This is a genomic window from Providencia heimbachae ATCC 35613 (genome assembly GCF_001655055.1).
In the GTDB taxonomy this organism is placed as follows: domain Bacteria; phylum Pseudomonadota; class Gammaproteobacteria; order Enterobacterales; family Enterobacteriaceae; genus Providencia; species Providencia heimbachae.
The window spans coordinates 48,469-66,830 of record NZ_LXEW01000014.1; the positions used below are offsets into that span (position 1 = coordinate 48,469).

Annotated in this window: 21 protein-coding genes; 15 read left to right on the forward strand and 6 right to left on the reverse strand. The window is 41.6% G+C overall.

Going from position 1 to position 18,362, the window contains the following annotated elements; translation table 11 throughout:
• The first annotated feature begins 294 nt into the window (after nt 1-294).
• Nucleotides 295-1,239, forward strand: coding sequence for a YadA-like family protein (locus M998_RS19785; RefSeq protein WP_068907630.1), 945 nt, complete (start codon nt 295-297; stop codon nt 1,237-1,239).
• A 98-nt stretch (nt 1,240-1,337) separates the two neighbouring features.
• On the opposite strand, the gene M998_RS03740 is transcribed toward M998_RS19785, so the two are convergent.
• Nucleotides 1,338-1,838 carry a hypothetical protein gene (locus M998_RS03740; RefSeq protein WP_068907632.1) on the reverse strand — a complete coding sequence of 167 codons (501 nt, stop codon included), beginning with the start codon at nt 1,836-1,838 and terminating at the stop codon, nt 1,338-1,340.
• A gap of 430 nt (nt 1,839-2,268) precedes the next feature.
• Here M998_RS03740 and M998_RS03745 point away from each other — a divergent pair, with 430 nt between their 5' ends.
• Nucleotides 2,269-2,724, forward strand: a complete 456-nt coding sequence (locus M998_RS03745; protein ID WP_068907634.1) for a DUF1097 domain-containing protein — start codon at nt 2,269-2,271, stop codon at nt 2,722-2,724.
• Nucleotides 2,725-3,070: 346 nt separating this feature from the next.
• On the opposite strand, the gene M998_RS03750 is transcribed toward M998_RS03745, so the two are convergent.
• From M998_RS03750 to fliE, 3 genes are all read right to left on the reverse strand, one after another.
• On the reverse strand, nt 3,071-3,280 hold the full coding sequence (locus M998_RS03750) for a hypothetical protein (protein ID WP_068907636.1): 210 nt from the start codon (nt 3,278-3,280) through the stop codon (nt 3,071-3,073).
• Between the two features lie 391 nt (nt 3,281-3,671).
• Nucleotides 3,672-4,031, reverse strand: coding sequence for an MmcQ/YjbR family DNA-binding protein (locus M998_RS03755; protein ID WP_068907638.1), 360 nt, complete (start codon nt 4,029-4,031; stop codon nt 3,672-3,674).
• A gap of 151 nt (nt 4,032-4,182) precedes the next feature.
• On the reverse strand, nt 4,183-4,494 hold the full coding sequence (gene fliE / locus M998_RS03760) for a flagellar hook-basal body complex protein FliE (RefSeq protein WP_068907640.1): 312 nt from the start codon (nt 4,492-4,494) through the stop codon (nt 4,183-4,185).
• 242 nt (nt 4,495-4,736) lie between these two features.
• On the opposite strand from fliE, the gene fliF reads away from it, so the two are divergent.
• The 13 genes from fliF (at nt 4,737) to fliR (ending at nt 15,694) form a co-directional block, all read left to right on the forward strand.
• Nucleotides 4,737-6,422, forward strand: coding sequence for a flagellar basal-body MS-ring/collar protein FliF (gene fliF / locus M998_RS03765; RefSeq protein ID WP_068907642.1), 1,686 nt, complete (start codon nt 4,737-4,739; stop codon nt 6,420-6,422).
• Nucleotides 6,419-7,411, forward strand: coding sequence for a flagellar motor switch protein FliG (gene fliG, locus M998_RS03770; protein ID WP_068442675.1), 993 nt, complete (start codon nt 6,419-6,421; stop codon nt 7,409-7,411). Before fliF ends, fliG begins: the two co-directional genes overlap by 4 nt.
• Nucleotides 7,404-8,135 (forward strand): flagellar assembly protein FliH, encoded by a 732-nt coding sequence (gene fliH, locus M998_RS03775; protein WP_068907644.1) that lies wholly within the window; start codon nt 7,404-7,406, stop codon nt 8,133-8,135. Before fliG ends, fliH begins: the two co-directional genes overlap by 8 nt.
• Nucleotides 8,132-9,496, forward strand: a complete 1,365-nt coding sequence (gene fliI, locus M998_RS03780; protein WP_068442668.1) for a flagellar protein export ATPase FliI — start codon at nt 8,132-8,134, stop codon at nt 9,494-9,496. Before fliH ends, fliI begins: the two co-directional genes overlap by 4 nt.
• Nucleotides 9,497-9,507: 11 nt before the next feature.
• Nucleotides 9,508-9,951 carry a flagellar export protein FliJ gene (gene fliJ, locus M998_RS03785; RefSeq protein WP_068442665.1) on the forward strand — a complete coding sequence of 148 codons (444 nt, stop codon included), beginning with the start codon at nt 9,508-9,510 and terminating at the stop codon, nt 9,949-9,951.
• Entirely contained in the window at nt 9,952-11,337 is a 1,386-nt protein-coding gene (locus M998_RS03790; RefSeq protein WP_068907646.1) for a flagellar hook-length control protein FliK, read from the forward strand.
• 163 nt (nt 11,338-11,500) lie between these two features.
• Nucleotides 11,501-11,983 carry a flagellar basal body-associated protein FliL gene (fliL, locus tag M998_RS03795; RefSeq protein WP_068442659.1) on the forward strand — a complete coding sequence of 161 codons (483 nt, stop codon included), beginning with the start codon at nt 11,501-11,503 and terminating at the stop codon, nt 11,981-11,983.
• A 5-nt stretch (nt 11,984-11,988) separates the two neighbouring features.
• A complete protein-coding gene (gene fliM / locus M998_RS03800) occupies nt 11,989-12,996 on the forward strand; it encodes a flagellar motor switch protein FliM (protein WP_068442656.1) in 1,008 nt (335 codons plus the stop codon).
• Nucleotides 12,989-13,405: a flagellar motor switch protein FliN gene (gene fliN / locus M998_RS03805; RefSeq protein ID WP_068442654.1), complete on the forward strand. Its 417-nt coding sequence runs from the start codon at nt 12,989-12,991 to the stop codon at nt 13,403-13,405. The genes fliM and fliN overlap by 8 nt, the downstream gene beginning before the upstream one ends.
• Nucleotides 13,406-13,431: 26 nt before the next feature.
• A complete protein-coding gene (gene fliO / locus M998_RS03810; RefSeq protein WP_068907648.1) occupies nt 13,432-13,878 on the forward strand; it encodes a flagellar biosynthetic protein FliO in 447 nt (148 codons plus the stop codon).
• A gap of 12 nt (nt 13,879-13,890) precedes the next feature.
• Nucleotides 13,891-14,634 carry a flagellar type III secretion system pore protein FliP gene (gene fliP, locus M998_RS03815; RefSeq protein ID WP_068442648.1) on the forward strand — a complete coding sequence of 248 codons (744 nt, stop codon included), beginning with the start codon at nt 13,891-13,893 and terminating at the stop codon, nt 14,632-14,634.
• 8 nt (nt 14,635-14,642) lie between these two features.
• Complete coding sequence (gene fliQ, locus M998_RS03820; protein ID WP_068442646.1) at nt 14,643-14,912, forward strand: flagellar biosynthesis protein FliQ; 270 nt, start codon at nt 14,643-14,645, stop codon at nt 14,910-14,912.
• A gap of 2 nt (nt 14,913-14,914) precedes the next feature.
• Complete coding sequence (gene fliR, locus M998_RS03825) at nt 14,915-15,694, forward strand: flagellar biosynthetic protein FliR (protein WP_068442643.1); 780 nt, start codon at nt 14,915-14,917, stop codon at nt 15,692-15,694.
• A gap of 78 nt (nt 15,695-15,772) precedes the next feature.
• Here fliR and M998_RS03830 read toward each other — a convergent pair whose 3' ends face one another.
• The gene (locus tag M998_RS03830; protein WP_068907650.1) at nt 15,773-17,434 is read right to left on the reverse strand and encodes an alpha-keto acid decarboxylase family protein; all 1,662 of its coding nucleotides are present in this window, start codon (nt 17,432-17,434) and stop codon (nt 15,773-15,775) included.
• A gap of 120 nt (nt 17,435-17,554) precedes the next feature.
• The gene (locus M998_RS03835) at nt 17,555-18,295 is read right to left on the reverse strand and encodes an SDR family oxidoreductase (protein ID WP_311136267.1); all 741 of its coding nucleotides are present in this window, start codon (nt 18,293-18,295) and stop codon (nt 17,555-17,557) included.
• Between the last annotated feature and the right edge of the window lie 67 nt (nt 18,296-18,362).

Genomic DNA, 18,362 nt, shown 5'->3' on the forward strand with positions numbered 1-18,362 from the left:
CACTTAAATAATAAGCTTATTATTATAATATTTATTTTAATTTATGATATATACTCAAAATTCTTATTAAGAAACGGGCTAACACAAAATTAAATTGATCATTCAATTTAAACGATAAATACCATTGTATTTAATTTCTTCAAACACGGATATTTCGAGCAAACCAAGTTAAAAAACTGATTTTACCCTCGTCAATAAAATCCTTATTATCCTGACTGTTTTTAACGATAAAAAATTCAAATGAATTGAATTAATTTTTATCCCCTCTTTTATTCGTTATATGGAAATTACGATATGAAAAAGAAGCTGTTATTGAACAGTATCACTGCGGTTATGTTATCTGCTCTACCTTATCACGCGATTGCTGATGATTTTGTTGAAACGCCAAAAACGCCGTTCAATGAATCTTTGGTTTACCCTGAACATATTCATGAGGATTATCAGCCACTCGAAAAAAGTGATCAACTGGCACATTTTCGAGATGATATTAATAATGCAAAAAAAGGTATTAGCGATACCAATACGAGAATAAGTTATATTGGAAAAAACATCAGTGATAGAATAACGACCCTCGATAATAACGTGAATAGTAAAGTCGACGATATTAATAAGACTATTACCGAGAATCAACTCATTGATAGGCGTATTACGATGAAGCTACATCGAGATATACAAGATTTAGATAAAAAACAGATTGAAGAGATAAAAAGAACCGATAATTCGATTAATACATTAAATGATACTTTAACTGAGTTAAATTTAGCTGTAGAAGATAATAACATTAAAGGGAAAAAATATACTGACGACAAAATCATCGCCACTGAAGAAAAATTGGCTGATAGCGAAATTATTCTAAATAGTTTGATTGAAGATGCCGTCACGACCAGCAAATCCCACACCGATTTAACACTCCGAAATCAACAAATGTTGAATATCAACCGATTCGATAGTATCGAAAGCCAATATGATAAAAAATTCGATAACATTGAACGAAAAATAGCCAAAAATGCCAAGCGAGCCAATGCCGGTATCGCATCGGTTGCTGCAATGTCGAATATCCCTTACTCAACTAAAACACGCTTTAGTGCTGGTATCGGCTTAGGGAATTATAAAAGTGCTAAGGCTATCGCGGCGGGAGCTCAGTATCAACTCAAACAAAATTTAAACCTACGTGGTTCTGTTTCTTGGAACAATGCAAGCAGCCCAGTGATTGGTGCAGGTATCGCATTCGGTTGGTAAATCACTAACGTTCATACTTTCTTAAATTGCCACTAATCAATAGTGCCAACGACTTTATTGGCACTATTTTATAAATAATAAGCTTATCCCGTTTTAATCTATTGCTGAGTAAAGGTGATAATGGCTATCGGCGTTGGGTTAATCGTGACCCACAAGTTACTCATCCCAAGACTTGTTTGTGCTGATTCACCGACTTTGTCACAACTCGCTTCTGACTGGCATTTATTGTTGACTGAATCCGCTGTTTCTTTATCAAAGCCTTTTTCAGCCAAATAGCTAATTTCACTGTTCAATTTTTGTTTAAAATTATCAAAGTTTGGTTTTGGTGATGCGTAGTCTTCTACACCAACAATAGTTGTAACCACTTGAGAGAGATTATTGCCTTCAAAGACTAATTGGTTTTCATAACTCCAGTCATTGAAGGGCTTTTGAGCGCCAAACGTGCAGATGGTTTTGCTGCCATTGGCTTTGCAATCACCCGCTTTAATAAAATTAACGCTGTCGATGGTTTGCCCCCAATTTAGGCCAAACGGTGCATTTGATGTGTTATCGCATCCAACTAATGCTAATGCAGCAACTCCGGCTATAATCCATTTCATCCTATCACCCTCACAAGTAAATTTACCTTATGCTACATGGCAGAAGAAATAAATTGAAGCAAAAATACGGTTTGAGGTTAATTGATAAATTGAACGTTAAAAATCCTTTTATATATTCAACTTAAAAATTACATATATTTAATGATAATCAAACAGTTAAATTTAATACTCGCAAATTCACTCAGACGAATTGCAACGTTTAACCCAAGTCTATACAATGCTCCCCTTGCAAAAAACAGTTATCAAAAAAACATAATAAAAAACATAATAAAAAACATAATATTTATATGATTAATGTTCGACTGCCCCTACAAAGGCAACATTGATATTACCTATCAATTTAATACCGCCAATATGGAAAGAGCGAGTAAACCTAAAAAGTTAATTCGCCTATTTGATTAATTTGTAACAATAATTTGAAGTGTATATTGTGAAGATACTTTTTTCTCTTTCTTTAACAACGGCTATTCTTTCAGGCGTTTGGGCATGGGTTGCTAACGCATTCGGGTTAATTGGTTGGGCGGGGTTTTTAGGCTGTACTGCCTATTTTGCTTACCCCAAAGATGGCTTCAAGGGGCTGGCTATCACGGCTATCACTGTTGTTAGTGGTGTCATTTGGGGGTTGATTATTATCCACAGTGGAACCTATTTTCAGGACTCTCCGGATGTTCTAGGATACTTAATTACCGGTGTTATCGCTTTTATGATGTGCATTCAAGCGCATAAGGCATGGTTGGCTTATATCCCAGGTACCTTTATTGGTGCTTGTGCCATTTTTGCGGCACAAGGCGAGTGGGCAATCACCATACAATCATTATTAGTGGGTGTTTTATTTGGCTATTCAATGAAAACAAGCGGCCTTTGGTTATCCGCCAAATGGAAATAAAAAAAACCGCCATCAATGGCGGTTTTAAAAGAAACAAAATGGAACCAAGGGAAATTCAAGACCAAGCTGATAATACATTAAAGCTACCTCCTTACAACATCTAACCAAATGATTTAACTAATGAATTACAATTCAACACCTAAGTATTCTTACATATAATTTCGAGGAAAATAATAGAAGTATTATAAAAGTGGCGATAATACCCCTATAAAGCTATTCATTTATTGATGAACAAAGTTAATGTATCTAGCTATCCTCTCCTTTTATTCGCTTTGATGGATGTTCCAATTACGACCAATTCGGATTTATCTGTAGTTATTGATTAAAAAATTTAATCACTATCCTTTTATTTATTTTTTCTATTACCGAAGATAACAATCAGCACACCAAAAACGGCCACCACTAAGCTGGCAATAATATAATTTTGCCGATCAAATGCTAACCCAGCGTCCTTAACACTTTCGCCATAGACCAATGGAATACTGACATCCATATTAAACGATATTATTGCTGTAATGAGACCAATAATCGCCAGAACAACCCCAAATGTTTTCATTTCATTCCCTCTTTTCCATATTAATTTAACTTATGTTAGTCAATCAGACGTGAAATGAACAGCCTAAAGCGACTCACTGGCTGTAGTCTGTGATCTAGGTGGCAATTGGAAGGGGAATAACGCTATTCGGTATTAATTCGTACGATAGAAATAGAAAATACGTTAACGCGATTAGCTGAATTTAATTTAATGTCATCAATTAATGAATTGCTCATTAAGCGATAAACTTTACAATTCCTGCACGTTATTTAACTTGGCTTTCATAAAATGACGCATTTGTCTGTATAACTGTATTTAAGCATTACCCTCAATTAATAGACCATCCCTTTAGGCCCCAACACCAGGGGCTATTTTTTTAGCTTCAAGCTATGTCAGAGGATTAAGTCACCCCTTACTTTGTCGTTAACCGGTAACTATCATCAATCAATAATTTCAGTTCGTCATCATGAAAATGGCTCCCTAGCTTTATCGTCACCCAATGTTCTTTATTCATATGATACGCAGGGTAAACGTCTTTTATTAATCGCAAAGAACCGACTAATTCCGGGGAAGCTTTTAGATTTACGATATCAACTAAATCAATACCACTACCTTGATCAAGCTTTTCAGAAGGAACGCTCATGACCAAGGCGAACCATTTTGAGTTATTTTGATGTCTAAAAACAACATAGTTCGGAAACTTAATCCACGGACTCTCGGTACTCACCCCGTACTGGCTTTGGATATAGTCTATCATTTCATTCCGCGTCATTTTAGCGTCCCATAGTTTATTACACTTCTGTTTGGCTTAAGTTAAAACTCTACTCCCTCTACCTTATTTCAGCAATAAAAAAGCCCTGCTGATGTCCTCTTTGGCACATAAGCAAGGCGACTAATTCATAACATTCAAATAGATAAACCAATCACACTGGCATTGACATAATTTCTTGATAAGCCGCGACTAATTTATTTCTAACCTGAATTCCCATTTGCAAACTCAGACTGGCTTTTTGCATATCCACCATTACATCATTGAGTGCAATATCTTGCTTGCCTAGGGTGAAATCCTCAACTTTTTGCGCTGATTGATTGCGTACTGTATTGATTTGGTTAACTGAAGCAACTAAATGATCCGCAAAGCCAACTGGTTCTATGGCAGGCTTAATCGGGTTTGTTGCTTGGGTTGCCATCACATTTAATTGTGACACAACCCCTTCAATGGCTTGGATCGTCATCTTATTCTCTTGTCTTTATTGAGCGAAATTTTATAAAAACTGATTTTAGTTTGCCTACCCTACCACACTGATTTTTACTTGAAGCCCACAAATAACACCTAAATTAGGGGCTGATTCGCTCATTAGATCCCCTCAAGACAATAAATAATAGCAACGTAAAAAAGTGACGTTACGAAGAGGGAAATAACATTGTTTCACCAAAAGTATTTTCATCCGTCTAGTCTGCAAAGCAGGGAATATTTATGAGTGCCGCATCTAAAGATACGGGGGAGACCAAAAAAGGTTTTGCCTCAATGATTGAGAGCATCAAAGCCGACCCTAAAATACCGTTAATTATTGCAGGAGCTGCTGCGATTGCGATTGTTGTCGCCCTACTTCTTTGGTTACGTAGCCCTGATTATCGCGTACTCCTTAGCAATCTTAGTGCTAAAGATGGTGGTGAAATTGTAAGTCAATTGACTCAAATGAATGTGCCTTATCAAATTGCTGATAATGGTAGCGCTATTTTAGTTCCTGCAGATAAAGTGCATGAATTACGTTTAAAGCTCGCACAGTCTGGTCTGCCTAAAGGTGGAAATACCGGATTTGAGCTATTAGATAAAGAACAGTTTGGGATCAGCCAATTTAGCGAGCAAATTAACTACCAACGGGCATTAGAAGGTGAGTTATCACGCACAATTGAATCACTTAGCCCAGTACAAAGCGCGCGAGTGCATTTAGCAATTCCAAAACCGACCCTTTTTGTTCGTGAACAAAAATTACCTACCGCCTCTGTCACTGTTGGGTTATTACCGGGAAGAGCGCTGGATGAAGGACAAATTAGCGCTATTGTGCATATGGTTTCTAGCAGTGTCACCGGCCTAACCGCTGCTAATGTGATTATTGTCGATCAAACCGGCCGCCTGTTAACCAATAATGATAATAGCCAACAATCCACCAACAGCGCACAAATAAAAATGACCAAAGAGATGGAAGCCCATCTCAAGCAACGCATTGAGGATATTCTTTCGCCATTAGTCGGACGCGCCAATATTCATGCGCAAGTGACTGCACAAATGGACTTTTCGAAGGTTGAACAAACCTCGGAAGAATATAAACCTAACCAAACAGCCGATAGCGCTGCTATTCGTTCACGCCAGAACAGCCAAAGTATGCAAAACAATAATGGCGGTCCAGGTGGTGTTCCCGGCGCTCTTTCAAATCAACCTGTTAGCGCGCCAAGTGCGCCAATCGAAACCAATAAAGATAATAAAGATACACAACAAACAACGAATACCCGTAATAGTACGGTTAACTCACAAAGTGATGAAACCACCAATTACGAAGTGGATCGCAAAATCAGTCACACACAGCGCCAAATTGGCGTCGTTGATAGACTTTCAGTCGCAGTTATCGTCAATTACCACTCACAAGACGGTGAAAAAGGGCCTGAAATGAAGCCATTGCCACCGGAAATGATGCAACAAATTGATGCATTAACCCGTGAGGCAATGGGCTATTCCGCTAACCGTGGTGATTCTATCAACATTACTAACTCATTATTTACTAATGATACGCCTGTTGAACCCGAAGTTTCCATGTTGTCCAACCCGCAGTTTATTGCACAAGCGTTGGATTACGGAAAAATTATTCTCATCGCAATTATTGCTTGGTTTATGTGGCGCTTTGGTGTCAAACCTCAGTGGGTTAAATACCGTAAATCACAACAAACACAGGCTGAAGCTGAAATGTTTGTGGCAACACAATCAACCGCGCCATTCGTCGTTGACGAAGAAATTAATGAAGATATGGACGAAAAAACGCGTCGTCGCCTGACGCGTCAACGAGTAAGTGCAGAAATTCAAAGCCTACGTATTCGTGAGATGGCAGAAAAAGACCCTCAAGTCGTGGCAATGGTTATCCGTCAGTGGTTAGGAAAATCCCAATGAGTTTAAGTGGAACAGAAAAAAGCGCCGTAATGCTGATGACTCTCGGCGAAGATCAGGCTGCTGAAGTGTTTAAGCACCTCAATCCTAAAGAAGTTCAGCAATTGAGTATGGCGGTTTCGAATATGCGCCAAATCTCCAATAACGAGCTGGCAGAAGTGTTAACTGAATTTGAAGAATCAGCTATCCAGTTTGCGGCCTTGAATATCAACACTAACGATTACTTGCGTTCAGTATTGATTAAAGCCCTTGGGGAAGAACGCGCAGCGAGCTTGCTCGAAGATATTTTCGAAAAGCAAGAAACCACTTCGGGGATCGAAAGCCTCAACTACATGGAACCACAAACGGTTGCCGATATTATTCGTGATGAACATCCACAAATTATCGCCACCATACTGGTTCATTTAAAACGCAACCTTGCGGCGGATGTTTTGGAGCTATTCGAAGAGCGCCAACGCAACGATATTATGCTACGTATCGCGACCTTTGGTGGCGTACAACCAGCAGCATTAGCTGAACTGACCGAAGTGCTCAATAACCTGCTTGATGGCCAAAATCTCAAACGCAGCAAAATGGGTGGCGTAAGAACCGCGGCAGAAATTATTAATCTGATGAAAAATCAGCAAGAAGAAAGTGTTATCGATGCCATGCGTGATTACGATGGCGAGTTGGCTCAACGTATCATTGACGAAATGTTCCTATTCGAAAATCTTATCGAAGTGGACAATCGCAGCATTCAACGCATTCTACAAGACGTTTCAACCGACTCACTGGTTATTGCACTCAAAGGCAGCAACCAAGCACTGCGCGACCATTTCCTCAACAATATGGCGGCTCGTGCAGCCGAAATTGTACGCGACGATTTAGAGTCTCGTTCACCGGTTCGTATGTCTCAGGTGGAAAACGAACAGAAAATTATCCTGCAAATTGTTCGCCGCTTAGTGGAAAAAGGCGAAATTGCCATTGGTGGTGGAGACGACGTATATGTCTAAATCAACAACGCCCAATGAACAATGGCAGCCTTGGCAGCTTCGCGAGCTTAATCAATGGGAACTGAATTCTTCCGGGATCCCATCCTTAAGCGATGTCCCTGTACCTGATGTGCCCAAAGTGCCCTGTTTAGAACCGAAAGAAGTGCTAGAGCAAATTAATTTGCTGGATAACATCAAAGAAGATGCACAGCGCACAGGTTTTCAACAAGGCCATGATAAAGGTCAGCAAGAAGGATATCAGGCGGGCTTTGAACAAGGTCTACGGGCGGGAGAGGAGCAAGGTCGTGAACAGGCGCTCGCTCTGCAACAGCCTGTGATTGAAACATGGCAAAAATTATTAACAGAGTTTAACTACTCCCTTGATACTTTCGATACAGTTGTCACCACAAAATTACTGCAAATAGCACTGACTGCGGCTAAACAAGTTTTAGGGCAATCAACGGTTTGTGATGGAACCGCATTACTCGAAGAAATTAGTAATTTGTTACTGCAAAAACCGATTTTTGCAGGGCAGCCCGAACTCCATGTAAACCCAAATCATGTGGAATTGATTGAACAGCATCTTGGCTCACTGTTGAATCTTAATAATTGGCGTTTAGTGGCAGATCCAAAACTGCACCTTGGGGGTTGTCGTGTGGTTGCTGAAGATGGCGAAATTGATATGACCGTTGCCACTCGCTGGCAGGAATTATGCCGCTTATATGCACCGGAGAGCCTATCATGACCGCACGTTTGGGACGCTGGATAGCTGCACTTGATGGCTTCGAGTCAAAAATGAAAGGCATCCCGATGGTGCGCCATTATGGTCGATTGACTAAAATCACCGGCCTAGTGATGGAAGCCGAAGGGATAAAAATGCCTTTAGGTGCGACCTGCTTCATCGAACGTTCCATTAATGGGGGCGCAGATGAAGTGGTCTGCGAGGTCGTCGGTTTCAATGGCCCTCGTATGCTGCTAATGCCTCTCGCGGACTTAGAAGGCATCGCACCCGGTGCACGTGTTTACGCGCAATCTACCGGAAGCGAAGGCCAAACCAGTCGCTTGCTACCTATCGGTAATGAATTATTAGGCCGCGTGTTAGATGCTCAGGGAAATCCCCTTGATGGTAAAGGCGCACTTGAAGTCAAAACACGTGCGCCGTTAATTACGCCACCAATCAACCCATTAGAAAGAACACCGATTAGCAGTGTGCTTGATGTAGGCGTGCGAGCAATCAACGCACTTCTGACAGTAGGCCGTGGCCAGCGTATGGGATTATTTGCCGGTTCTGGCGTAGGCAAAAGTGTGTTGCTCGGTATGATGGCACGATTTACTCAAGCGGATATTATTGTGGTAGGCCTAATTGGTGAGCGTGGCCGTGAAGTCAAAGATTTTATTGAAAATATTTTAGGGCCTGAAGGCTTACAACGTGCCGTTGTGGTTGCTGCGCCTGCTGACGTATCCCCTTTACTTCGAATGCAAGGGGCTTCTTACGCCACTCGAATTGCCGAACATTTTCGCGACTTAGGCCAAAGTGTTTTATTGATCATGGACTCGCTCACTCGTTACAGTATGGCGCAGCGAGAAATTGCCTTAGCCGTCGGTGAGCCCCCTGCCACCAAAGGTTATCCACCTTCTGTATTTGCCAAATTACCGGCGCTCGTTGAACGTGCCGGTAATGGTAAAAATGGTGGCTCTATTACTGCGTTTTATACCGTATTAACCGAAGGGGATGACCAACAAGATCCGATTGCTGACTCAGCACGTGCGATCCTTGATGGCCACATTGTTTTATCACGATCACTGGCGGAATCAGGGCACTACCCGGCTATCGACATTGAAGCCTCAATCAGCCGAGCCATGACTGAGCTAATTACCAAAGACCATTATCGTAAAATTCAGCGCTTCAAGCAGCTCACCTCCAGTTACCAACGCAACCGCGACCTGATTAACGTTGGCGCCTATGCCATGGGCAGTGATCCGCTCCTTGATAGTGCTATTCAGTACTACCCACGTATGTCTAAATTCTTGCAGCAAGAGATTGATGAGCGCTGCGATTATCAAACCGCTTGTGAGCAACTGATTCAAGTTGTGCCTAGTGAGTAACGAGGGAATAAATGTCAAAAAATAACGCCTTAGCCACATTATTACAATTAGCTGAAGAAGCCTCTGAAGAAGCAGCGAAAGTTTTGGCTCAGGTGCGTCAGACCCATACGCAAATGTCTCAACAGCTTAATATGCTGGAAAATTATCAGTCAGAGTACCGGCAAAAACTAAATCAAACTCTGCACAGCGGAATGGCCTCAGACAAATGGCAAAACTATCAGCAATTTTTAGTGACCCTTGAGCTCACTATCGAGCAACAACAGCAGCAACTTAGTTTATGGGAACAGCGAGTCACTGACGCTAACCGTCATTGGCAAGAAAAACAGCAACGCGTCAATGCGTTCGATACTTTAATCCAACGCGCTGAACATACCGAATGCCAACGTCAAAATCGTTTAGAGCAAAAAATGATGGATGAATTTGCTCAACGAGCGACTTTACGGAGAATCCGATAAATGGATGTCAATGTTAACCTACTGCCTACCGCAGCCCCTGCGAATACCGTTAAAAATAGTCATTCGCAACAAAGCGATCCTAAATCTGATGAAAATCAGGTAACCGCGCTGCCATTTCAAGCCATTTTAGAAAATCAGCAGCCTGCGCCCAAAGCGTCTGAAACGTCCCCCCCATCACCCCATATTGCGAACGATGAGAAAGCACTAAATCAAGTGCTAACAAAAAGTAAGTTAGCAGAAGCTGATGAATCAACGGCTAAAATACCTTCTATCAAAGACAGTGCAGAAAATGCCATTGACCAGCTCAACTTTAGTCGAGGTCTTCGTCCTGATCGTGCTCAAGCCACATTACAGACTGAGCTACTCACCGGTAAACAAGCGCCAGAAGAAGCATGGCTAGACAACCTAAAACAATCGTTAACAGAACGCATACAAACGGCTTCAACGACGAATATCAGTGCAGAAAAACAACCCGTCCTTGGTGCCTTTACACAAAAAATGCCGCCATTAACCGATGATATACACGACATCACGCGCACTGATGATAAACGATTATCGAGCTCTGTATTGTCATTAGATGCAGAAGAAGATGTACCCGCTCTTGGCGTGTTTATGAAAAATGAAAAAGAAGAACGCCGCGACCAACCGCTGTTTTCACTCGATAATACCCGTGATCCCCGTACTAAAAAACTGACTGAAGACTTTATGCCACTGAATAAAAAAGGGTTAGATAAAGAACCCTTATCTAACCTTCAAGCCATGGCAACAGAGAATATTAGTCATAATGTCAAAGGTGCATTTACTGTTCAGAGTGAAACCGGTGCTTTAACCGCCTCGACAACGCATCAGGCTACCACTCAATCAATTAGCATGATGCCAACACTATCGGCCACGCAAGCGGCGGCAATGAATGCACCGATGGCGCCGCCAACGCTACATTTAAATAGCCAATTAGGCAGCGAAGCATGGCAACAGCAGCTTAGCCAACAGATGCTGTTTTTCTCACGCCAAGGGGTTTCACAAGCTCAAATTCGCTTACATCCTGAAGAACTTGGTTCTCTCAACATCCATTTACGTATTGAAGATAACCAAGCAGTGATGCACTTTGTTTCCCCCCATAGCCATGTTCGTGCCGCCATGGAGTCAATGATGCCAGTGCTGCGCAGTGCATTACAGGAAAGCGGTATCCATTTGGCTCAAGGCTCAGTTGGGCAGGATAATTTGAGTAATCAATCAGGCTCTAGCAATCAAAATAGCCATGATCATGATGGACATATTGCAACAACTCATCCATCGGCTGGCGCAGTTGGAATGAGTGAAGCCAATGCTTCTGTTCCTATCCGAAATACCGCTTCGCGACAAGGTGGTATCAATACTTTTGCGTAATTAATAAACGATTGGCGGCAATTTGCTAACTAAAGCGCCGAGTTACCGCCTTTTTGTTTCGTTTTTCACTCCTTTAACTCTGCACAAGCAAGCCATAATGCTAAAGATCATAAAGTAAAAACCCATTTGGGTTTGGCATCCAAGAAACAGGAATTCAGCTAACATGTCGTCTTCACGCAATGAATCTAAAAGTTCGAATAAAGGGTTGCTCATGCTGTTCGCCCTTCTCGCCCTCGTGGGTGCTGGTTTTGGTGGTTACAGCTGGTGGACGACACAACAAGAGTCTCAAGTTTTAAGTGCGGACGAAAAACGTCCTAACATGCCGCAGCCGATTTTTATGGAGTTAGAGCCTTTTACCGTTAACCTACCGGGGCTAAATGATGCGCCAGACCGTGTGCTCTATATCCACGTGACATTGCGTCTTGCCAATGAAAAATCTCGCAAACAATTGCATGAGTATTTACCTGAAGTACGCAGCCGCTTGCTGCTCCTGCTTTCAGAACAACAATCTAAAATCATGGGTACTCATGACGGCAAATTGCAATTAATGAAAGAAATTAAAGGAACGCTAACCCCTGCCCTGATCCCTGGCGATACCGATCAGGATATTTCAGATGTGTTATTCACTACTTTTATTCTGCGGTAATTCTAATGAGCGATAATATTTTATCTCAGGCTGAAATCGATGCGTTGCTCAATGATGATGCACCATCGACAAATACTCCTGAGCCAGAAAGCCAAGGTAAGAATAACATTCGACCTTATGACCCGAATACTCAACGCCGAGTTATTCGTGAGCGGATGCAATCCCTTGAAATCATCAATGAGCGCTTTGCTCGTCAGTTCCGTATGGGGCTGTTTAACATGTTACGCCGCAGCCCTGATATCACCGTGGGTGGTATGAAAATCGAGCCTTATCATGAATTTGCTCGAAACTTGCCAGTACCAACAAACTTGAATTTAATCCACATGCCACCTTTGCGTGGTACTGCACTGTTCACTTTTGAACCTGCGTTAGTTTACATCGCTGTCGATAACCTTTTTGGCGGAGATGGCCGTTTTCCGGTTCGCTCAGAAGGAAAAGAATTTACTAATACCGAGCAACGTATTATCAACCGTATGTTGAAATTAGCATTAGGTGCATACCGCGATGCGTGGAAGCCAATTGCCGATATCGAAGTTGAATATGTTCGTTCTGAAATTCAAGTTAAGTTCACTAATATCACCACATCACCGAATGATATCGTCGTAACGACGCCTTTTTTAGTTGAGATTGGTAATACCATCGGTGAGTTTAGTATTTGTATTCCTATTGCCATGATTGAGCCCCTACGTGAGCGTTTAATTAACCCGCCAGTAGAACAAGGACATCAAGAAAATGAAGCTTGGGTCACTAATTTAGTCACTCAAGTTAAACGCTCCGAGCTTGAACTCGTCGCTAATTTTGTTGATATCCCCCTAAGAATATCCCGATTACTGCAATTGCAAAAAGGGGATGTTATCCCTATTGAGAAGCCAGACCGCTTAATGGTGAATGTCGATGGTGTACCGGTATTAACCAGTCAATATGGTACCCAAAATGGCCAATATGCATTACGTGTAGAACATTTGATTAATCCTGTTTTAAACACTCTAGATGAGGAAAGTACCAATGAGTGAGGCGAAGAATTCTCCTGATGCATCAACCAATCTCAACAGTGAAGACCTGTGGGCTGAAGCGCTGGAACTGCAAAAAAAAGCGGAAGCCGCCTCTGCCGGTTCACAGGCTTTTGATAATTTTGACGGGCAAAACCCATTGAATCAGTTATCCGATATTAATCTGATTATGGATATCCCGGTTCGTCTTTCTGTCGAATTGGGTCGTACTAAAATGACGATTAAAAAACTGCTCAGCCTGTCTCAAGGTTCAGTGGTTTCTCTTGATGGTTTAGCCGGTGAGCCTTTGGATATTTTGATCAACGGCTATTTAATTGCCCAAGGTGAAGTCGTCGTCGTGTCAGATAATTACGGTATTCGTATTACTGATATTATCACGCCTTCTGAACGTATGCGTCGGTTAAGCCGCTAATATGATGAACAGGGTTCTGTACTGAAATGACAATATCCACCGAATCGCCACAAGCGCCATTTTTATCGAGCACCATTGCGCCGAGCGAACCTACTGCACAAGCTATCAATCACAATGATAGCTTAGTACAAATCTCTAGCACCCTTGGCGGGATTATTTTATTCATACTGGCAGGGGCTTGGTTAGTCAAAAAACTGGGGTTTGCCCCGAGAAAATTCAGTAAGAACCCAATCGTCAATATTAAAAGCAGCTGCTCCTTAGGTAATAAAGAGCGCGTAGTGGTTGTGGAAGTTAATCACCAATATTTGGTGTTGGGCGTGACGGCGCAAACCGTCAATGTGTTGCATCAATATCCTGCGCCGCAAGATACAATTTTTGATTCGACTATTGAGCCGCTGACATTCCAGTCATTATTAAAGAAAAAACAAGATGCCGCTAAACAAGCGGCTTCGGTCGTACCTATCTATAAGTAACCGGAAGCGCACATGTTACCTTTAAAACCTACCGCCTTAATCACTGCGCTCTTGTTTGCTCTGCCTAATTCCGCATCAGCGGCTTTGCCCGCAGTGATCAGTCATACCCTTGCTGATGGAGGTCAATCCTGGTCACTACCTGTTCAAACTTTATTATTCTTAACCCTGCTAGGTTTTATTCCTGCATTACTGTTAATGATGACCAGCTTTACTCGCATCATTATCGTGCTAGGGCTACTGCGAAACGCACTGGGAACCCCTTCCGCACCACCGAACCAAGTATTGTTAGGTTTAGCACTATTTTTAACTTTTTTTGTCATGTCACCCGTCGCCGATCAGGTTTATCGCGAAGCTTATCAGCCCTTTAGTGAAGACAAAATCAGCCTTGAAACTGCCTTAGAGCGTGGCACGACACCGTTTAGAACTTTTATGCTGGGACAAACTCGCGAATCAGACTTAGCCCTGTTTGCGCGGATTGCCAAAATTGGGGATATTCAAGAAGCGAAAGATGTTCCCATGCGTATTTTAGTACCTGCTTTTATTACCAGTGAGCTAAAAACCGCATTCCAAATTGGTTTTACTATTTTCATTCCATTTTTGATCATTGATTTAGTGGTCGCGAGTGTCCTCATGGCTTTGGGTATGATGATGGTGCCACCCGCAACGGTTTCATTACCCTTTAAGTTAATGCTTTTTGTTCTGGTCGATGGCTGGCAATTATTGCTTGGCTCATTATCGCAAAGCTTTTTTAATTAGGAATTCTCATGACACCTGAATCGGTTATGGCAATGGGTACGGAGGCAATGAAGATTGCTTTGATGTTAGCCGCGCCGTTATTGTTAGCCGCCCTTGCGGCAGGTTTGATTATCAGTTTGTTACAAGCCGCGACTCAGGTGAATGAGATGACATTGTCATTTATTCCTAAAATTTTATCGGTAATTTCAATGCTTATCATTGCGGGACCTTGGATGTTAAACCTGCTTACCGATTACATGCGAACGCTATTCACCAACCTGCCTTTCATTATTGGTTAGCTATGTTAACCATCACCAGTGAAACGCTCACTCTCTGGCTTAGCCAAGGTTTTTACCCTTTTATACGCCTTTTAGCGCTACTCGGTACCGCGCCGTTTTTTAATGAAAAACAGGCGGTGACAAAAGTTCGCGTGATGTTGGCGTTTTTTGTTGTTCTGATTGTGTCGCCGCAACTCCCGGTGGTAAATATTCCGCTATTTTCAGCCATGGGCTTGTGGGTGATTGTTCAGCAAATAGTGATTGGTGTCGCGATGGGATTAACGATGCAGATGGCGTTTGCGGCGGTGCGGCATGCCGGTGAAATGATTGGTTTACAGATGGGGTTATCTTTTGCCACTTTCTTTGACCCAACGGGTGGGCCTAATATGCCCATTTTAGGCCGTATTTTTAATTTAATTACGTTGCTATTGTTTCTCGTCTTTGACGGCCATTTATGGCTAATTTATATTGTGGTTAATTCCTTTGAACTGTTACCAATTCAAACCGCGCCACTCAATAGAGACGGTTTTTGGGTATTTGTTCAATTTGCGAATGTAATTTTCATTAATGGATTAATGCTAGCGCTGCCTTTTATCACCTTATTTTTAATTCTCAATCTCGCTCTTGGTATTTTAAACCGCATGACGCCGCAATTATCCGTTTTCGTGGTCGGCTTCCCTCTCACCCTGACCATTGGAATTAGCATGTTAGGGCTGGTTATCTCTATCCTCCCCCGTTACACCGAACGCCTTATCCACCAAGCCTTCGAGCAGCTTTCGTTGATGTTCAATTTGTTGGCTTGAATGAGTTGCTTGGTAGGCACAATAATTTATTACTGTGCCTCTGTTATGTTTTATCTTTCCGACTGTATAAGTTTGTGTCTACTTTTCCGTATTGTTTTTTTTCAAAGCCATAGAAATTGCATCTAATATTTTTGGGGTATCCATCTTAGGTAATACCACTTCTATAAAGGCGAGTTGATCGCAATTAACTACATCTTGTAAAGCACATTTCAATTGCTCAGGTTCGGTTATATGGCGTACAAATGCAGAATGTTTATTTGCTAATGCTTTAAATAATGACGTCCAGTCCCATAATGTGATGTCATTGTAAGGCTGTTCAGGACCATGAATTGCACGTTCGACCGTATAACCCTGATTATTGATTAAGAATATTATTGGTTTTAATCCATTTCTCAACATGGTTCCTAACTCTTGCACCGTAAATTGTGCAGAGCCATCTCCAATCAATAATATTACGCGACGATTGGGTTCAGCTAATTGCGCTCCGAATGTCGCTGCTAATGAAAAGCCAACAGATGCCCATAAAGACTGTACTACAAATTGACAATTTTCAGGTAAAGTTAACTCTGCAGCCCCAAAACAGGAAGTACCCTGATCGGTAAATAATATATCATTTGGTCGTATGAACTTTTGAATTTCATGCCAAAAATAACGCTGACTCATCTCTGATTGACTAACATTTGGCAATGGAGACTGGTTGATGATTGGTAATTTCCATTGTTGAGCAAGGGATAATGTTAATTGATGAAGCGCTTTAATGGCTTCTTGCATAGGAATTTGTGTGAAGACTTGATGCCCCACTCTGGCTTCATTTGGGTGGATGAAAATACAGTTCTCAATGGGTAATTGGTGGCTAAAACCTGCAGTTGCTGTATCTACAAATTGCACGCCAATATTGATTGTAATATCAGCATCTTCTACTAGACGCTGTATTTCAGGATCGCTCGCAGCTCCGATATAAGTTCCAACGTAATTAGGATGGCTTTCATTGAATACACCTTTGCCGTAAAACAAAGCTGAATGAGGAAGAGGTACCTCATTCATCCAGTGCTTTAATAGTGACTGCACATTAAATCGTTCAGCAAGATAGCCTGCTAGAACTGATACCTTTTTTGCATTTACAAGTTTTTTACGTGCAGATTCAATAAACATTTTTAGTGATGCTGTAGATAAAATACTTTGTGGTAATAGCAGAGGCGCGGGCTTAGAAACGAGAGGCCGTATTGCGACATCACAGGGAATAACTAGATGTACGGGTCGATGCTCACTTAAAGCTATAAGAATTAATCTATCTATTTCTGATTCTGCATTATCGGGTGTTAAGCAAGCTTGGGCGACGCTCACCTCTTTTGCCATACGAGTAAAATGTTCGAAATCACCATCCCCAAGGGAATGATGCAGTAATAATCCAGCTTGTTGGGATTTTAATACAGGCGCCCCAACGATATGAATAATAGTAAGATGTTCTGCATAAGCTCCCGCAATTCCATTGATTGCACTTAGTTCTCCAACACCGAAGGTCGTTAGCAAGGCAGCCGCTGGCTTACAGCGTGCGTAACCATCGGCAGCATAAGAGGCATTAAGCTCATTCGCACAACCAATCCAATCAATCAGAGGATGATCGACAACATGATCAAGAAATTGCAGGTTGTAATCACCAGGAACACCAAATAAATGGCGAATACCTATTTGAGCAAGGCGGTCTAAAAGATAGTCTGCTACGGTATAATTTTCGTTCATTAACATACCCTATCAAAAAATGTGAATGTGCTAAGAAAAAAAGACAAGCTTCTTTCATCAGAAAGGAGCCTGATAATTTTTAATAACAAAATCTATTTAAGTCTTCCCCTATTAACATGGTTAAAATTCTTGTTTCGTAGGGCGTATGACTATCTCGTTGATATCAACATTCGTTGGCTGCTCAATTGCATAAGCAATAGCTCGAGCAATAGAATCCGGAGGGATAGCTTGTTTATAAAAATCAATAATTGATTGCAAGCTTGTGGGATCAGTACTGCCAAATTTTAATTCTGAATCAACAACGCCCGGGCAGATCGTTGTTGTTCTAATATTTTTACTGGCCTCATGGCGTAGGCCTTCTGATATTGCGCGAATTGCAAATTTTGTCCCGCTATATACCGTCCCTCCTGGGCTAAATACTTTTATACCCGCGACTGAAGAGATATTAATAAAATGACCGCTATTTTGTTTCTCAAATATAGGAAGTACTTCTGCTATACCATATAAAAGGCCTTTGATATTAATATCGACCATTTTTTCCCATTCATCTACTTTGCTTAATTTTAAGGGGGAAATAGCCATTAGGCCGGCATTATTAATTAATACATCAATTTTGCCAAATTTAGCGAGTGTCGTACTGACTAACTTTTTAACATCATTATATTTAGTCACATCTGTCGGTATAACTAGTGGCCTACCCCCTACTGAAATACACTCTTGCGCCAGCTTATCGAGAAGCTCCTTTCGGCGTGCGGCTAACACGACTATTGCTTTTTTACTTGAAAGGTAAAGAGCTGTAGATGCACCAATACCGCTACTTGCTCCTGTAATGATAATGACTTTTCCTGTAATTTGTCCCATCATAATTCTCCAAATCAATTAAGCAGCAAATAATCATTGCTGCGAATTATGTGTACTAATTAAACCG